The following is a 14,650-nucleotide window of genomic DNA, read 5'->3' on the forward strand; positions in this document are numbered from 1 at the left end:
CTACCCGGCCTTCGCCATCAGTTCTTGTGCCAATGAAATATACGCCTGACTGCCCTTGGAACTCGGATCGTAGGAAATCACCGGCATGGCGAAAGACGGCGCCTCCGAAACCCTGACATTTCTTGGAACCACGGTCTTGAAGACCAATTCTCCAAGGGTGTCCCGCGCATCCGCCTCTACTTGCTGCGCAAGGTTGTTGCGCATGTCGTGCATCGTCAGCACGACGCCTTCGATCCTCAGTTTCGGGTTCGCCGCCTCGCGCACCTCGCGGATCGTCAGCATAAGCTGACTCAAGCCTTCAAGTGCGAAAAACTCGGATTGCAGCGGGATAAGGACGGAATGAGCAGCGACGAGCGCGTTCACGGTGAGCAGGTTCAGAGAGGGCGGACAATCGATCAGGATGTAGTCCAACCCCAACCTCTCGGCGGTCGGTGCACGCAGGGAATCATGCAGCAGATGCGACCGTTTCTCATTCGCGACCAACTCGATATCCGCCGAAGACAGATCCGTCGTCGCCGGAGCAATCCAGAGGTTGTCGATCTCGGTTTGGAGAACGACGGACTCGAGCGGCGACTCCTCCAACAACAGATCATATGTCGTGCTTTCACGATCCTGCGGCTCGATACCAAGCCCGGTCGATGCGTTACCCTGCGGGTCGAGATCGACGATGAGGACCTTGTTCCCCTTCATCGCCAGAGCTGCGCCCAAGTTTATCGCGGTCGTGGTTTTTCCGACGCCGCCTTTCTGGTTGGTCACCGCTATGATCTTGGCGTCAGGCACGTTCGATATCTCCGATCTTCAGGACGACCGCGTCCGGATTGGTCTTGCTGGGGTATGTATCGACTTGGAAACGCCAGTTTACAAGAGCGGTTTCAAGCTCTTCCCTGTATCCCGCACCTTTCAGAAACAGCGCCAAACCTCCGGGTTTCAGATGCCGCAGCGCATAAGCGAGAAGGTCGTCCAACGGCGCCAGCGCACGTGCGGAAATCACGTCTGCACCCGCCGGACCGACCTTCTCGACTCTCTCGGACAGCACTTCAACCGACACGCCGCATTCTCGGGCCACGGTCCTAAGAAACGTCGCTTTCCTCTGGTCGCTCTCGATGCATCGAACTCGCAGGTCCGGCTGCGCCTCGGCGGCTATGATGGCGACAACGATTCCAGGAAAGCCTCCGCCGGTGCCGACATCGAGCCAAAGGCCGGATCGGCCTTCGGCAAGCGACAGGAGTTGCGCGGAATCCAGCAAATGCCGGCTCCACAAATCCTTCAGCGTCGACGCGCTGACCAGGTTTATATGGCGATTCCATTTTGTCAGAAGCTCTGCAAAGGTATCGAGCCGCCGCTCTGTTTCACGTGAAACACTCACCGCCTCCAGAAAGGCAGTTTTGTTCACGCGGATTTCCTTCGCGCGGACTGCCGGACTTTCGCCAAAATTAGCGCGAGCGCAGCAGGCGTCATACCTTCGATCCGACCTGCATGAGCTAGGGTTTCCGGCTGAACTTTGGAAAGCTTCTGCTTCAACTCGCCCGTCAGCCCGTCAAGGCCGACATAGTCGAAATCGCTCGGAATGACTTGGTGCTCATCGCGGCGGAGCGCCTCCACTTCCCGCGCCTGCCTCTCGATATACCGCGCATACAATGCATCTTTCGAAACTTGCGAACGCGTGTCGGGATCGACGGACGAAAAAACGTCATCCATCTTCACCAGCGATGCGAATGTGATCCCCGGGATCGACAGCAGATCGAACCCAGTCCGGCGTGTCCCGTCTTCGCTCACCGAACCACCGGCTGCGTTGACTTCCTGCGGCTTGAACGAGCGGCCTTTCAACAGGGTCTTCGCCGCGTCGAGCTTTTCCATCTTCTCGGAAAAACGCCTTTTCCGTTCAGCGGATGCAGCTCCCAGGTCGATGGCCAAAGGCGTCAATCTCTGGTCGGCGTTATCGGCCCGAAGTGCGAGTCTGAATTCAGCCCGCGATGTGAACATGCGATACGGTTCGGTCACGCCACGCGTCACAAGGTCGTCGATCATCACCCCGATGTAAGAGGACGACCGCGAAAAAATGACCTCGTCATACCCGAGCGCAGCGCGAGCAGCGTTGAAGCCTGCAACAATGCCTTGTGCCGCAGCTTCCTCGTAGCCCGTTGTGCCGTTGATCTGACCCGCAAGATACAGGCCCGAGACATTCTTGAGCTCCAAGGTCAGGCGCAAGGCGCGCGGGTCGACATAATCGTATTCAATCGCATATCCTGGCTGCAAAATTCGCGCGTTCTCCAGACCGGAAATCGATGCGACATAAGCTTGCTGAACGTCCTCAGGCAGAGACGTCGAAATACCGTTCGGATAGACTGTATGATCGTCCAGCCCTTCCGGTTCCAGAAAGATCTGATGCGACGGCTTGTCTGAAAAGCGCACGACCTTGTCCTCGATAGACGGGCAATACCTTGGGCCGACGCCATCGATATGCCCGCCATACATCGCAGACCGATCAAGGTTCCGCGAAATGATCTCATGCGTTCTTTCGTTTGTGTGCGTGATGCCGCACGAGATCTGCCGTGCTGTCGGTTTGGTGTTCAGAAAAGAAAAAACCTCGGGATTTTCGTCGCCAGGTTGAGTTTCCAGCTTACCCCACTCGATGCTGCGACCATCCAATCGCGGCGGCGTTCCTGTCTTGAGCCGGCCAAACGGCAAGCCGAGGGACTCGATCTGCTCGGCCAGCCTGACGGACGGGCGATCGCCCATGCGACCACCTTCCCAACGGACATCACCGATATGGATGACCCCACGCAGGAAGGTGCCAGTCGTGAGGACCACCGCGCGCGCCGAAATCTCGGAGCCATCAGAAAGGATCAAGCCAGAGACCTTTTCGCCCGACATTGCAAGCGCCGCGACTTCTCCCTCAACAACCGTCAGGTGTTCTTGCTCCGAAACAAGTTCTGAGACCGCAGCGCGGTAGCGTTTTCGGTCCGCCTGCGCACGCGGACCCTGAACGGCTGGGCCTTTCGAACGGTTCAGCAGGCGAAACTGGATACCCGCCAAGTCCGCCGCACGCCCCATGATCCCGTCGAGGGCATCGATTTCACGAACCAGATGGCCCTTCCCCAACCCACCGATTGCCGGATTGCAGGACATGACGCCCAGATCTGACGCCCGCAAGGTGACGAGAGCCGTTCGCGCGCCGATCCGTGCCGAAGCGACCGCAGCCTCTGCACCAGCGTGGCCTCCACCAACGATCACGACATCGAAATCAGAATGTTCCACGTGAAACATGCCTCTCTCTCTACTTACCCAGACAAAAACTCGCGAATATCTCGTCAAGCACCACTTCCACGTCCACACGACCCATCAGGGCATCGAGAGCGCGGATTGCGGACCAGAGTTCTTCAGCGGCGAGTTCGGAACGTTCGGACCCGCTCTGTACCTCGATTCGAGCGTTTTCCAAAGCCACTTGCGCGGTACTCAGCGCCACGCGGTGACGCTCCCGGATCGCTGTTCCCGCGTGGCTCGCCCGTTCGCTTAGAACGGATGTGATCTGCTCTACCAGAAAATCCAAGCCCTCGCCGGTCTTACCCGAAATGCCCGTACCCGTGAGGTCCGATTTCCCTTGAACGACGATATCGCCATCCATCGGGTCCATCGGCAGAACCTCGCCTGACAACAGGAAAATCCGTAGGTCTGCATCCGCAGCACGCGCCTTCGCCCTTTCGATTCCCAGACGCTCGATGACATCTTCCGACTCACGCAATCCCGCTGTGTCGAGGATCGTGACGGGAAGCCCGGCAAGGTCCATTCGAACCTCGAGAACGTCCCGCGTCGTTCCCGCAACTTCGGACGTAATCGCAGCGTCTCGGCCGGCGAGCGCATTCAGCAGCGTGGATTTTCCAGCATTCGGCGCCCCCACGATCGCAACTTCGAACCCATCGCGAATGCGTTCCGAAATACGCGCTCCGGCCGTTTCAGACCGGACATCGTCCAGCGTTCTATCAATGAGGTCCAGAACTTCCGGCGAGACATCGACCGGAACCTCTTCATCAGCGAAATCAATCGTCGCTTCCAGCAACGCCGTCGCCCGCACCAGATCGGTACGCCACCGGGATGTCTTGTCGCCGAGCGCACCAGACAGCACGCGCAGCGCCTGCTTTCTTTGGGCTTCCGTTTCGCTGTCGATGAGGTCGGCAAGCCCTTCCACTTGGGCAAGGTCCAGCCGCTCATTCTCCATCGCGCGGCGCGTGAACTCGCCCGGCTCCGCCATCCTCAGACCCGGCACCGAAGACAACGTCGATAATACACGCGACACGACGGCGGTCGATCCGTGCAAATGAAACTCCACCACAGGTTCCCCGGTAAAGCTCGCACCCTCCGAGAACGTCAGAACCAAAGCTTCGTCGATTGGATCAATTCCGTTGCACAGCGTGCGCAGACCGGTTGTCCGCGCTGGCGGCAATGCACCGGCCAAAGCCTCACCAGCCGAAAAGGCGTCCGGGCCGGACACCCGGATGACGGCAACGCCTGCTTTGCCCCGTGCCGAGGCGAGCGCATAGATCGTATCCATGGTTAACCTGTTGAATTAAAACAGGATTATGCGTTCATCGAGTCGAAGAACTCGTCGTTCGTCTTGGTCTGCTTGAGCTTCGAGATCAGGAACTCGATCGCATCTGTCGTGCCCATCGGGTTCAGGATACGACGCAGCACATAGGTTTTCTGAAGGTCCTTGGAATCCACCAGAAGCTCTTCTTTCCGCGTGCCGGACTTGAGGATGTCGATCGCCGGGAAGATCCGCTTGTCCGAGACCTTGCGATCCAGCACCAGTTCCGAGTTACCCGTACCCTTGAACTCTTCGAAGATGACTTCGTCCATGCGGCTTCCGGTGTCGATCAGGGCCGTCGCGATGATGGTCAGCGAACCGCCCTCTTCGATGTTGCGCGCAGCACCGAAGAACCGCTTCGGGCGCTGCAATGCGTTGGCATCCACACCACCTGTCAGAACCTTGCCGGAGGACGGCACCGTCGTGTTGAACGCACGGCCCAGACGCGTGATCGAGTCGAGCAGGATGACGACGTCCCGCTTGTGCTCCACCAGACGCTTCGCCTTTTCGATCACCATTTCGGAAACGGCGACGTGACGCGACGCGGGTTCGTCGAAGGTCGAAGCAACGACTTCGCCATTCACGGACCGCTTCATGTCCGTCACTTCCTCGGGCCGTTCGTCGATCAGCAGGACGATCAGATAGACCTCGGGATGGTTGACCGAGATCGAATGCGCGATGTTCTGCATCAGCACCGTCTTACCGGTCCGCGGCGGTGCCACGATCAACGAACGCTGTCCCTTACCGATCGGTGCAACCAGATCGATGATACGCGCCGAACGATCCTTGATCGTCGGATCGTCGATTTCCATCTTCAGACGCTCATCCGGGTGCAGGGGCGTCAGGTTGTCGAAGGCCACCTTGTGCCGCGCCGTTTCCGGATCGGTGAAGTTGATCTTCTCGACCTGGGTGATCGCAAAATAGTTCTCGTTCTCGCCCGGTGCCGCAATGACGCCTTCGACCGTGTCACCGGTGCGCAACGAATGCTTTCGGATCATGTCCGGCGACATGTAGATATCGTCGGGGCCGGGCAGATAGTTCGCCTCGGGCGAGCGCAGGAAGCCAAAGCCGTCCTGAAGCACTTCGAGCACGCCATCGCCCCCGATCTCCCAGCCGTCTTCGGCACGCGCCTGAAGGATCTGGAACATCATCTCGCCCTTGCGCATGGTCGAGGCGTTCTCGATCTCGAGCTCTTCGGCCATCGCCAAAAGGTCTTTCGGGCTCTGCGCCTTGAGATCGGACAGGTTCAAGCGTTCAGTCATGGAAAATCACCGATAGGACGAGCCATTGGCTCAGTCAGCGTTGTAGAGTGGGAAACACGGACCGGACGGCCCTTTGGACGCGGGATATAGGGAACCGGACCTTCCAAGTCAATCTTGGCGTTCTTTGCAAATCTCGCCCGCATGTCCGCCCTCCCTTAATAAAGAAAAGAAAGAAAAAGGGTTGTATTGAATTGTAGGAGCTGTGGGTATTGGGGATTAACGACTTGTCCGCAGCGTTTTCGTCACGAATAAACGCGGTTGGATAAGACCGTCGGAAACCGGTGAGATGCCAGTTTATGAATTCAAAAACAGTTACTTACGTGGTACTCAGCCTGTGAACAAATCCGTGGACCGTTCTGTTCGTGGACCCGGAACTCACAACTTGGGCGAACCCGGTTGTCCCGTGTTGGCGCGCCGAGGAACGGAATGTCGGAAACCCGCCGATAAGACGGAACGCCGGAATTGCACCGTTCCACGCACAATCGCATAACGAGGAACAAACAAGGATTCTCCACAGGGTTCCCAACATGCCGACACGACTGATCCTCGCATCCGGGTCCGAAATTCGGGCGACATTGTTGGCGAACGCCGGGATCGCCTTCGATGTCGAACCGGCGCGGATCGACGAATCCGCAATTCGGGCCGGTCTGGCCGCCGAACAAGCGACACCGCGCGACGTCGCGGATGCCTTGGCGGAATACAAGGCGCGCAAGGTCGGGCAGAAGAACCCAACCTCGCTTGTGCTGGGCTGCGATCAGGTCGCGGCGCTGAAAGGTGAGATTCTGAACAAACCCGAGACGCGCGAAGTGGCGCGGGAACAGCTGGCCCGCCTGTCCGGCCAGACGCATCACTTGATGTCGGCCGCGGTCATCTATCACGATTACGAACCCGTCTGGCGCCATGTCGGTATGGTCCGCATGACCATGCGGCAATTGAGCGATGCCTATGTGAAGGATTACGTCGACAGGAACTGGGACAGCATCCGGCACTCGGTCGGGTCTTACAAACTCGAAGAAGAAGGGGTCCGGCTCTTCTCGCAGATCGACGGATCGTATTTCAACGTTCTCGGGTTGCCGCTGACCGAGTTGATATCCTATCTCATCTTGAGGGGAGACCTTGAGACATGAGCGAGGCGTCGACGCCCATAGCAGCGGTCATGCTTGCACCCGGCGAAACCAGCCGGTTGCCGGTGTTGTTCGACCACTGGCTCTGGGCGACGCAGCTTCCCGGTCGCTACCTTCCGTTGACGGTCGAGCCGCAGGATATCGGCGATGTGATCTCGGCGCTTCCCAAAGCCGGTTTCGTGGGGCTCCATATCTCGGCGGCTTACCAAAAGGCCGTTCTGGATCATGCCGATATCATCACGGACCGCGCTGCGCTGATGTCTGGTGCGAACACGCTCATCTTCCGGCGTGATGGGAAAATCCATGCCGACAACACCGATGGCTACGGTTTCATCGAAAACATCCGTCTGAGTGTGCCTGGGTGGGATGCGCGCCTTGGCCCCGCTGCCATTTTCGGCGCCGGGCGCGCGGCCCGCGTCGTGATCTCGGCCTTGATCGAGGTCGGGGTCGGACAGATCCGCCTGACATCGCGCACCCGCCCGAAGGCCGAGCAGCTTCGCAGCGAATTCGGCACCCGGATCGAGGTCGTCGATTGGCTGAAGGCGGGGAATATGGCGGAAGGGGCCGCGACGGTGGTGAACGCGACGCCTCTGGGAACCCGCGGCAACTCGGACTTTCGCGTGCCGCTGGACGGGCTGACGCCGGGCGCGGTCGCCTGCGATCTGACGGTCGACCCGCCTGCGACCCGGTTTTTGCAGCAGGCCGCCGCTTATGGCTGTCATGTCGCCGACGGTGTCGGCATGTTGATCTGCCAGGCGTCCCCCAGTTTCGAACGGTGGTTCGGCCAGCGACCGCCGAATGACGAAGATGCAAGGATCGCCGCGGCTTCATGACTTTCATCATCGGACTGACCGGTTCCATCGGCATGGGCAAAAGCACGACGGCCAAGATGTTCGCGGAAGCGGGCGTTCCGGTTTGGGATGCGGATGCCGCGGTTCATCGGCTTTACGCCTCGGGCGGCGCGGCGGTCGAGCCGTTTCGGGCCTTGCGCCCGGACGTGATCGAAGATGGGGCCGTAAGCCGCGCGGCGTTGAAACGCTGGATGGCCGAAGACCCCTCCGCGTTGAAGCAGATCGAAATGATCGTTCATCCCCTCGTGGCGCAGGACCGCGCGGCCTTTCTCGCGAACACCACCGCCGATCTGGTGGTTCTGGACATCCCGCTGTTGTTCGAAACAGGCGGAAACACCGCCATGGACGCGGTCGTTGTCGTCTCGGCCCCCGAAGACGTCCAGCGTGAGCGGGTTCTGGCACGTGGAACGATGGATGAGGCGACATTCGAAAGCATTCGCGCGAAACAAACGCCGGATGCCGAAAAACGGGCGAAGGCGGATTACATCATCGAAACCCTGACACTTGAAGCCGCACAGGCGCAGGTCCAGTCTGTGCTCGACGATATCCGAAGGAAACTGGCTGATGCGTGAGATCGTGCTCGACACCGAAACCACGGGATTCGATCCCAAGACCGGCGACCGGATGGTCGAGATCGGGGCGGTCGAGCTGTTCAATCACATGCCAACGGGCCGGACCTATCATCAGTACATCAACCCGCAGCGCGATATGCCGGAGGGGGCCTTCGCGGTCCACGGATTGTCCGAGGAATTCCTGAAGGACTACCCGGTGTTCGCCGATATCGCGGATGCGTTTCTCGAATTCATCGGGGACGCGAAGCTCGTCATCCACAATGCGTCCTTCGACGTTCCGTTTCTGAACGCCGAACTTGGCTGGTGCAAACGGCGGCAGATCCCGATGGATCAATCCATCGATACGCTCCTCATCGCGCGCAAGAAGTTTCCGGGTGCGGGCAATTCGCTCGATGCCCTGTGCCGCCGCTTCGGGATCGACAACTCGCACCGCACGCTGCACGGCGCCTTGCTCGACTCGGAAATTCTGGCCGAAGTTTATCTGGAGCTGATCGGTGGCCGACAGCCCGACCTGGTGCTTGGCGGTGGCGGATCGCAAACGTCCGACACGACGCAGACCGAGGATTGGCGCCCCCGGCCCCGACCGGAAGCCCTGCCATCGCGGATCACCGAAGACGAACGCGCGGCACATCAGGCATTCGTGGAAAAACTCGGCGCGTCGTCGCTCTGGTCAAAACTCGCCTAGCGGGGTCGGCGCAGGTAAACGTAATAGGCGCCCAGACCACCGTGCTTTCGGTTCGCCTCGGAAATCTGGAGGACGTGGGACCGTAGCGGTGGCGAGTTCAGCCAGTGCGGAACCTGATGCCGCAGAACGCCGTGGCGTTCGGGGATCGGGCCGTCGTCGGGTCGCGACTTGCCCTTACCCGTAATGACAAGAACGAACCGACGCCCCTCGGCGACCGAGTTCATGATGAAAGCTAGAAGACGCGGGTGCGCCTGCGCCATGGTCAGACCGTGAAGGTCGATCCGCGCTTCGGGCGACAGCTTGCCGCGTTTCATCTGCTGGTAGCGTTTCCGATCCATCGCGACGGGCGCACGGGCCACGCTGTCTTCGACCTTCGGCGCCAGATCGTTCGAGGGCAGCTTGGTGTCCGACCGCGTTCCGATCCGAAAAGGTTTGATGTCCGGTGACGGAGGCGCGGGTTTCGGCTTCGACACCAATGCCTCGCTCGCCGTTTCCTGGGTTCGCGTCGGATGCATCGGCGTCGCCCGTTTCGCAACCTCGTCCCAGAGGGCCTTTTCGTCGGCACTCAGATGCCGGGGTCGCCGCGCCAAACCTATTCCTCCGGGGCAAGCGCGTAAGCACGCTGGATCGGGAGGAGGACGACCATGCGCCCAGCGTCCTTGATCCGCCCGGCCGCCTTCCCGGCTTCGTCACCGGTGCCCCAGAAAATGTCGGCCCGTTGCGCACCCTTGATGCGCGATCCGGTGTCCTGCGCGACCATCAGGCGCGAAAACGGTTCGGCCCCGCCCTTTTCGATCCAGACCGGCGCGCCAAGCGGGGTATAGGCCGGATCGACCGCCAAGGTCCGACCCGCGGAAATCGACCGTGCCATTGCGCCGATTGGACCGGAATGCGACGGTAGATGTTCAAGCTCGGTGAAGAACACGTAAGACGTGTTGTGGCTCAGAAGATCGCGGCCCTCGACAGGGTTGCGGGATACCCAATTCTTGATGACCTCGGCCGAGACCTGATGGATGTTGTAGATGCCGCGCCGCACCAGTTCGTCCCCGAGCGAGCGGAAACTGTGGCCGTTGTGACCCCCGAATCCGAGCCGGATGGATGAGCCGTCGGGCAGCTTGATCCGGCCCGACCCTTGAATTTGCAGAAACTGGAGTTCCACCGGGTCCTCGACCCACGCGATCTCAAGCCCACGCCCTTCGAGCACGCCGTCCTCTTCGATTTCGCGACGGGTGTAGTTCGCGGTTCCGGCGGCGATTTCGGGGGGGCGGCGATAGACGGGGATGTCATACCGCCCCGTGCGGCGTTCCGACCCCCGGATCTCCGGTTCGTAATAGGCGGTGAAAACACCCGGCTGCCCGTCTTCGATCTTCACAGGGCGAAAGAACAACTCGAAAAACGCTTTCGGCGCCCCCGTGAAATCGAATCCGATGGAACAGATCGGGTCCCACTGCGGATCGTCCAGCAGTTCGCAGGTGTGAAGAAACGCGTCGAACGCCGCCTCATGATCGTCGAGCTCCCACCCCACGAGGTCGGTGAAGTCGAGCAGCGTGATTTCAGCTTCCACAAGCTCCGCGCGCGCGGGCGCGGTCAAGGCGATCAGCCCTGCAAGTGCGAGGCCGACCAGCTTGCCCACGTCAACCGCCCGTGGCGACGAGCTGCCAGTTCGGGTTCTCGGACCCCATGATCCGGGCAAAGGTCCAGACGTCTTTCTGCCGCTTCACCTCGGTCGGATTGCCCTCGACGATCTCGCCGGACTTGTCGCGCACGACAGAGGTGATTTCGCCGATGAAGCGGATGGTGATTTCGCCTTCGCGGCTTTCATCATCGAATTCGGCCTCGACCAGCTTCATTTCGCGCAGGCCGACGAAGTTCGCGTCGATCTTGTAGCCGTCCTTCTCGCGCTGTTCGACGACGGTGGCGAAGCTTTCGTAAACCTCGTCCGACAGAAACGGCTTGATCTTGTCCAGTTCACCGGCCTCGAACGCCATGAGGATCATCTCATACGCGCCACGCGCCCCGTTCAGGAAATCCCCGACGGCGAAGGACCGTTCGGCGCCTTTCATCTTGGCAAGCGCCTCGATGCTGGCCGGGTCTTCGACGTGGTCGGTGATGTCCGTGTCCGGACCCCCCTCGATCACCTCGAATTTACCGCGGTTGTCGACCCTTTGGGACTCGGTCCGGGAAACCACAGGCTTTTCGAACCCTTCCCGCGTGCCGAGGACGTCGCGCAGGCGAAGGATCAGGAAAATCGCGATGGCGGCGAGAACGATCAGCTGGATGATCGGTGAAGACATTCGAACCTCATTTCAGGGCGCGGTTTGATTTTCCGCGTTCGGAACATATGTAGGCGCTGGGCGGGAGCAAGTCTACCAGCCCCCAAACACGATATGAGGATGCCATGTGGCTCTTGCTTGCGTTCATCGCCGTTCCGTTGGTCGAGATCGGACTTTTCATTCAGGTCGGCGGGCTGATCGGGCTCTGGCCCACCCTTCTCATCGTTCTCGTGACAGCGATCATCGGGTCGTACATGGTCCGCGCGCAGGGGGCGATCGCGCTGGGTCAGGTCCGCGACAGCTTCAACCAACTGTCCGACCCGTCCGAACCGCTTGCCCACGGCGCGATGATCCTGTTCTCCGGCGCGCTTTTGCTGACCCCCGGCTTCTTCACCGACACGGTCGGCTTCCTTCTGCTCGTCCCCGCGGTGCGGCGCTGGGCGTTCAAACAGATTTCACGGCGCGTGCAGGTGAACAAAAGCTTTACCGTCCATTCGGGCGGACAGACGCACACCTATTCCTCGACTGACGTGATCGACGGGGAGTACGAAGACGTCAGCCCGCCGAAGAAACCGACGCATGAACCGACGCGCGGGCCCTCAGGAGGGACCAAACACTGACAACTTGTGTTCGGCGAGGTAAATCCGAAGCCACGGCGTGAACCGTTCGGGGTGGCGTGCGACCTCGTCTTCCAGATCGGTCAGTGACACCCAACGCACACCATCGACCTCCTCCGGGTTCAGGTGCAGGACGGGACGGACATCGGTCTGCACGAGAAAAAGATCGACAACCTCGTGCTCTGTCAGGCCATCCCCGACGTCGGCGCGATATTCGATCTGATCTTTCCAGACCGGATCGACGCCCTTGATCCCCAGTTCCTCGTCCAACCGACGGATCGCGCAGGCGAGCGGCGCTTCGTCCCAATGGGGATGGGTGCAGCAGGTGTTGGCCCAAAGACCGGGCGTATGATATTTCCCGGCAGCGCGTTGCTGGATCAGGATTTCGTCGTCGTGGATCAGGAACACCGACACCGCACGATGCCGCAGCCCTTCGACATGCGCCGCGAGCTTTTCGACGGGTTGCAGGGTGCCATCCACCCAGGCGGGGATCATGTGTGCCATATGTCGCTGATACATTTGCACGCACCGACAAGGAAGGGTTGTCGTTGAGGCCCTCGCCGCTTCTTGCTAGAAAGCCGCGACTTTGGATTCCAGGGAGAAAGATTATGGCGGACGAAGCCCCCACCGGCGCACCGCAGCAACCCACGCAACCCGTGATGCGCATTCTCGGACAGTTCATTCGGGATATGTCGTTCGAGAACATCGTGGTGCAGAAAGGCATGACCGGCGAAATGCAGCCCGACCTCAAGGTCGAGGTCGCGCTGGATGCCAAAAAGCGTCAGGTCGAAAACCAGTACGAGGTCATCACCAAGTACAAGGTCGTCTCGACGAACAAAGGCAACGACGCCCAGCTGTTCATCATGGAACTGGAATATTCCGGCCTGTTCCACATCGAGAACGTGCCCGAAGATCAGCTTCACCCGTTCCTTCTGATCGAATGCCCGCGCCAGCTTTTCCCGTTCGTGCGGCGCATCGTGTCGGATGTGACCCGTGACGGGGGCTTCCCGCCGGTGAACCTCGACAACGTGGACTTCGTGCAGCTGTATCGCACCGAACTCGCCCGTCGTCAGCAACAGGGCGAAGCCGCCAAGGCCAACTGAGCCTGCGCGCATGAAACGACCGAGGGCTGCCTGATCGGGCAGCCCTTTTTCGTTGGTCAGTCCTGCGCGTCGAAGCGTTCGCGCATGGCCCGCAGAATGGGCAGCATCGAGCGGACCTTTTCGGTTCCGATGGATCGCACCACATCGGAAATGATCGGGGTGATCGAGGCCAGGGCGGCGTCCCGTGCCTTGCGGCCAGCGGGCGAAATCGTGACCTGTTTGCGCCGGGCATCGTCCCAGTCGGGGTGAATATGAATGTGCCCGGCCCATTCCAGCTTGTTCAGGGTGTTGGTCATCGCGCCGCGCGTCACGTGAAACGACTTTGCGAGTTGCGCGGGGCTTTTCGGCTCGCCCGCCCGCGCCAGATGGTTGAGCACGGAAAAGTGGCTGAGTTCCATCCCCTTGGGCAGCGCCTTCGACAACGCCGTGCGCGCCAACTGGTCCGCCATGAACATCTCGCTGAACAGGGCGACCGAAAGGCTATCGGCGGTGCTATCTGGCATCAGGGTCTTTCGAAAGAGCGGTCGTGTGACAGCGACGGAATGCGTTTGCGCGACTTTTCCACGGTCGCAAGGTCGAGATCAACTAAGGTGACGCAAGGTTCCGTCCCCGCATCCGCCAGAACCTCGCCCCACGGGGCGACGGCCAGGGCGTGACCGTATGTCGCGCGTTTGTCGGTGTTTTGTCCGGTCTGGGCCGCCGCCAGGACGAAGCATCCGGTTTCGATCGCTCGGGACCGCAGCAAGACCTCCCAGTGCGCGGGGCCTGTGCCGGTCGAAAAGGCGGACGGAACGGTGATGATCTGAGCACCCGCTTGTGCGAGCGCGCGGTAGAGATGCGGAAATCGAAGGTCGTAACAGATGGTCAAGCCGATCCGCGCGGTGTCGGTGTCTGCGACGACGGCCCGCGTTCCGGGCCTGTAGCCCGCGCTTTCGCGGTAGCTCTCCGTCTCCGACACGTCGACGTCGAACATATGGATCTTGTCGTAGCGCGCAGTCACCTCGCCCGAAGGGGCGATGAGGTAGGATCGGTTCGCGAACCGCCCGTCCGGGTCGTCGGTCTTGACCGCGAGAGACCCCACCGAAATCCAGACCCCGTGTGCTTTCGCGGCCTCCTGCAATCCGGCGAGCGTGATGTCGTCATCCTCGCGCTGAAGCACAGCCGCCTGCCTCTTGCGGGAGGTCGAGACGCAATTCGTCACTTCCGGCGTCAGGATCAGCTCGGCACCCGCCTCGGCCGCCTCGGCGACGAACCCGAGCGTCACGGGAAGGTTCGCCGCCGGGTCATCACCGGAACAAAGCTGGATCAGCGCCGCGCGCATCAGGCTGCGAGAAGCGGGTCGAGCTTCCCGGAACGCTCGAGCGCGTTCAGGTCATCGAAGCCCCCGACGTGGGTTTCCCCGACCCAGATTTGCGGGACGGTGTGTCGGCCGGCCTTGGCCATCATGTCCTGACGCAAAGCCGGATCGACGCTGACGTCGATTTCGTCGAAGGCGACCCCTTTCGAGGTGAGAAGCCGTTTGGCCGCATGGCAGAAGCCGCAGAACGGCGTGGTGTAGATCGTGACAGGCTGCATTTTCTG

Annotated in this window: 18 protein-coding genes; 6 read left to right on the forward strand and 12 right to left on the reverse strand. The window is 60.6% G+C overall.

The window, feature by feature from the left end; all coding sequences use genetic code 11:
• From FCT00_RS06010 to rho, 5 genes are read right to left on the reverse strand one after another with little or no spacing between them, the layout of a single operon-like run.
• On the reverse strand, nucleotides 1–780 hold the full coding sequence (locus tag FCT00_RS06010) for a ParA family protein (RefSeq protein WP_138422229.1): 780 nt from the start codon (nucleotides 778–780) through the stop codon (nucleotides 1–3).
• Nucleotides 773–1,393, reverse strand: a complete 621-nt coding sequence (gene rsmG / locus FCT00_RS06015; protein WP_138422230.1) for a 16S rRNA (guanine(527)-N(7))-methyltransferase RsmG — start codon at nucleotides 1,391–1,393, stop codon at nucleotides 773–775. The genes FCT00_RS06010 and rsmG overlap by 8 nt, the downstream gene beginning before the upstream one ends.
• A complete protein-coding gene (mnmG, locus tag FCT00_RS06020; protein WP_138422231.1) occupies nucleotides 1,390–3,267 on the reverse strand; it encodes a tRNA uridine-5-carboxymethylaminomethyl(34) synthesis enzyme MnmG in 1,878 nt (625 codons plus the stop codon). The genes rsmG and mnmG overlap by 4 nt, the downstream gene beginning before the upstream one ends.
• Nucleotides 3,268–3,277: 10 nt before the next feature.
• Nucleotides 3,278–4,549: a tRNA uridine-5-carboxymethylaminomethyl(34) synthesis GTPase MnmE gene (gene mnmE, locus FCT00_RS06025; protein WP_138422232.1), complete on the reverse strand. Its 1,272-nt coding sequence runs from the start codon at nucleotides 4,547–4,549 to the stop codon at nucleotides 3,278–3,280.
• A gap of 26 nt (nucleotides 4,550–4,575) precedes the next feature.
• Nucleotides 4,576–5,844, reverse strand: a complete 1,269-nt coding sequence (gene rho / locus FCT00_RS06030; protein ID WP_040884862.1) for a transcription termination factor Rho — start codon at nucleotides 5,842–5,844, stop codon at nucleotides 4,576–4,578.
• A gap of 527 nt (nucleotides 5,845–6,371) precedes the next feature.
• On the opposite strand from rho, the gene FCT00_RS06035 reads away from it, so the two are divergent.
• From FCT00_RS06035 to dnaQ, 4 genes are read left to right on the forward strand one after another with little or no spacing between them, the layout of a single operon-like run.
• The gene (locus tag FCT00_RS06035) at nucleotides 6,372–6,971 is read left to right on the forward strand and encodes a Maf family protein (RefSeq protein WP_138422233.1); all 600 of its coding nucleotides are present in this window, start codon (nucleotides 6,372–6,374) and stop codon (nucleotides 6,969–6,971) included.
• The gene (locus FCT00_RS06040) at nucleotides 6,968–7,801 is read left to right on the forward strand and encodes a shikimate dehydrogenase family protein (RefSeq protein ID WP_008332494.1); all 834 of its coding nucleotides are present in this window, start codon (nucleotides 6,968–6,970) and stop codon (nucleotides 7,799–7,801) included. The genes FCT00_RS06035 and FCT00_RS06040 overlap by 4 nt, the downstream gene beginning before the upstream one ends.
• Nucleotides 7,798–8,391 carry a dephospho-CoA kinase gene (coaE, locus tag FCT00_RS06045; protein WP_138422234.1) on the forward strand — a complete coding sequence of 198 codons (594 nt, stop codon included), beginning with the start codon at nucleotides 7,798–7,800 and terminating at the stop codon, nucleotides 8,389–8,391. Before FCT00_RS06040 ends, coaE begins: the two co-directional genes overlap by 4 nt.
• Entirely contained in the window at nucleotides 8,384–9,076 is a 693-nt protein-coding gene (gene dnaQ / locus FCT00_RS06050) for a DNA polymerase III subunit epsilon (protein WP_138422235.1), read from the forward strand. The genes coaE and dnaQ overlap by 8 nt, the downstream gene beginning before the upstream one ends.
• Here the strand turns inward: dnaQ and FCT00_RS06055 are convergent.
• The 3 genes from FCT00_RS06055 to FCT00_RS06065 are packed head-to-tail and all read right to left on the reverse strand — an operon-like array spanning nucleotide 9,073 to nucleotide 11,370.
• Complete coding sequence (locus FCT00_RS06055) at nucleotides 9,073–9,666, reverse strand: Smr/MutS family protein (protein WP_138422236.1); 594 nt, start codon at nucleotides 9,664–9,666, stop codon at nucleotides 9,073–9,075. The two genes, dnaQ and FCT00_RS06055, sit on opposite strands and share 4 nt — an antisense overlap.
• Nucleotides 9,667–9,668: 2 nt before the next feature.
• The gene (mltA, locus tag FCT00_RS06060) at nucleotides 9,669–10,709 is read right to left on the reverse strand and encodes a murein transglycosylase A (RefSeq protein ID WP_138422237.1); all 1,041 of its coding nucleotides are present in this window, start codon (nucleotides 10,707–10,709) and stop codon (nucleotides 9,669–9,671) included.
• A gap of 1 nt (nucleotide 10,710) precedes the next feature.
• Nucleotides 10,711–11,370 carry a Tim44/TimA family putative adaptor protein gene (locus FCT00_RS06065; protein WP_008332489.1) on the reverse strand — a complete coding sequence of 220 codons (660 nt, stop codon included), beginning with the start codon at nucleotides 11,368–11,370 and terminating at the stop codon, nucleotides 10,711–10,713.
• A gap of 104 nt (nucleotides 11,371–11,474) precedes the next feature.
• On the opposite strand from FCT00_RS06065, the gene FCT00_RS06070 reads away from it, so the two are divergent.
• On the forward strand, nucleotides 11,475–11,969 hold the full coding sequence (locus FCT00_RS06070; RefSeq protein ID WP_138422238.1) for an FxsA family protein: 495 nt from the start codon (nucleotides 11,475–11,477) through the stop codon (nucleotides 11,967–11,969).
• Here FCT00_RS06070 and idi read toward each other — a convergent pair.
• Nucleotides 11,949–12,470, reverse strand: a complete 522-nt coding sequence (idi, locus tag FCT00_RS06075) for an isopentenyl-diphosphate delta-isomerase (RefSeq protein ID WP_138422239.1) — start codon at nucleotides 12,468–12,470, stop codon at nucleotides 11,949–11,951. The two genes, FCT00_RS06070 and idi, sit on opposite strands and share 21 nt — an antisense overlap.
• Nucleotides 12,471–12,574: 104 nt before the next feature.
• Here idi and secB point away from each other — a divergent pair, with 104 nt between their 5' ends.
• On the forward strand, nucleotides 12,575–13,069 hold the full coding sequence (secB, locus tag FCT00_RS06080) for a protein-export chaperone SecB (protein WP_008332474.1): 495 nt from the start codon (nucleotides 12,575–12,577) through the stop codon (nucleotides 13,067–13,069).
• A gap of 56 nt (nucleotides 13,070–13,125) precedes the next feature.
• Here the strand turns inward: secB and FCT00_RS06085 are convergent, their stop codons facing one another.
• From FCT00_RS06085 to grxC, 3 genes are read right to left on the reverse strand one after another with little or no spacing between them, the layout of a single operon-like run.
• Entirely contained in the window at nucleotides 13,126–13,572 is a 447-nt protein-coding gene (locus FCT00_RS06085) for a MarR family winged helix-turn-helix transcriptional regulator (protein ID WP_008332473.1), read from the reverse strand.
• Nucleotides 13,572–14,390: a carbon-nitrogen hydrolase family protein gene (locus FCT00_RS06090; RefSeq protein WP_138422240.1), complete on the reverse strand. Its 819-nt coding sequence runs from the start codon at nucleotides 14,388–14,390 to the stop codon at nucleotides 13,572–13,574. Before FCT00_RS06090 ends, FCT00_RS06085 begins: the two co-directional genes overlap by 1 nt.
• Nucleotides 14,390–14,644: a glutaredoxin 3 gene (gene grxC, locus FCT00_RS06095; protein ID WP_008332471.1), complete on the reverse strand. Its 255-nt coding sequence runs from the start codon at nucleotides 14,642–14,644 to the stop codon at nucleotides 14,390–14,392. Before grxC ends, FCT00_RS06090 begins: the two co-directional genes overlap by 1 nt.
• Between the last annotated feature and the right edge of the window lie 6 nt (nucleotides 14,645–14,650).

Origin of the sequence: Maritimibacter alexandrii, from assembly GCF_005871115.1 — a bacterium.
Taxonomy (GTDB): Bacteria; Pseudomonadota; Alphaproteobacteria; order Rhodobacterales; family Rhodobacteraceae; genus Maritimibacter; species Maritimibacter alkaliphilus.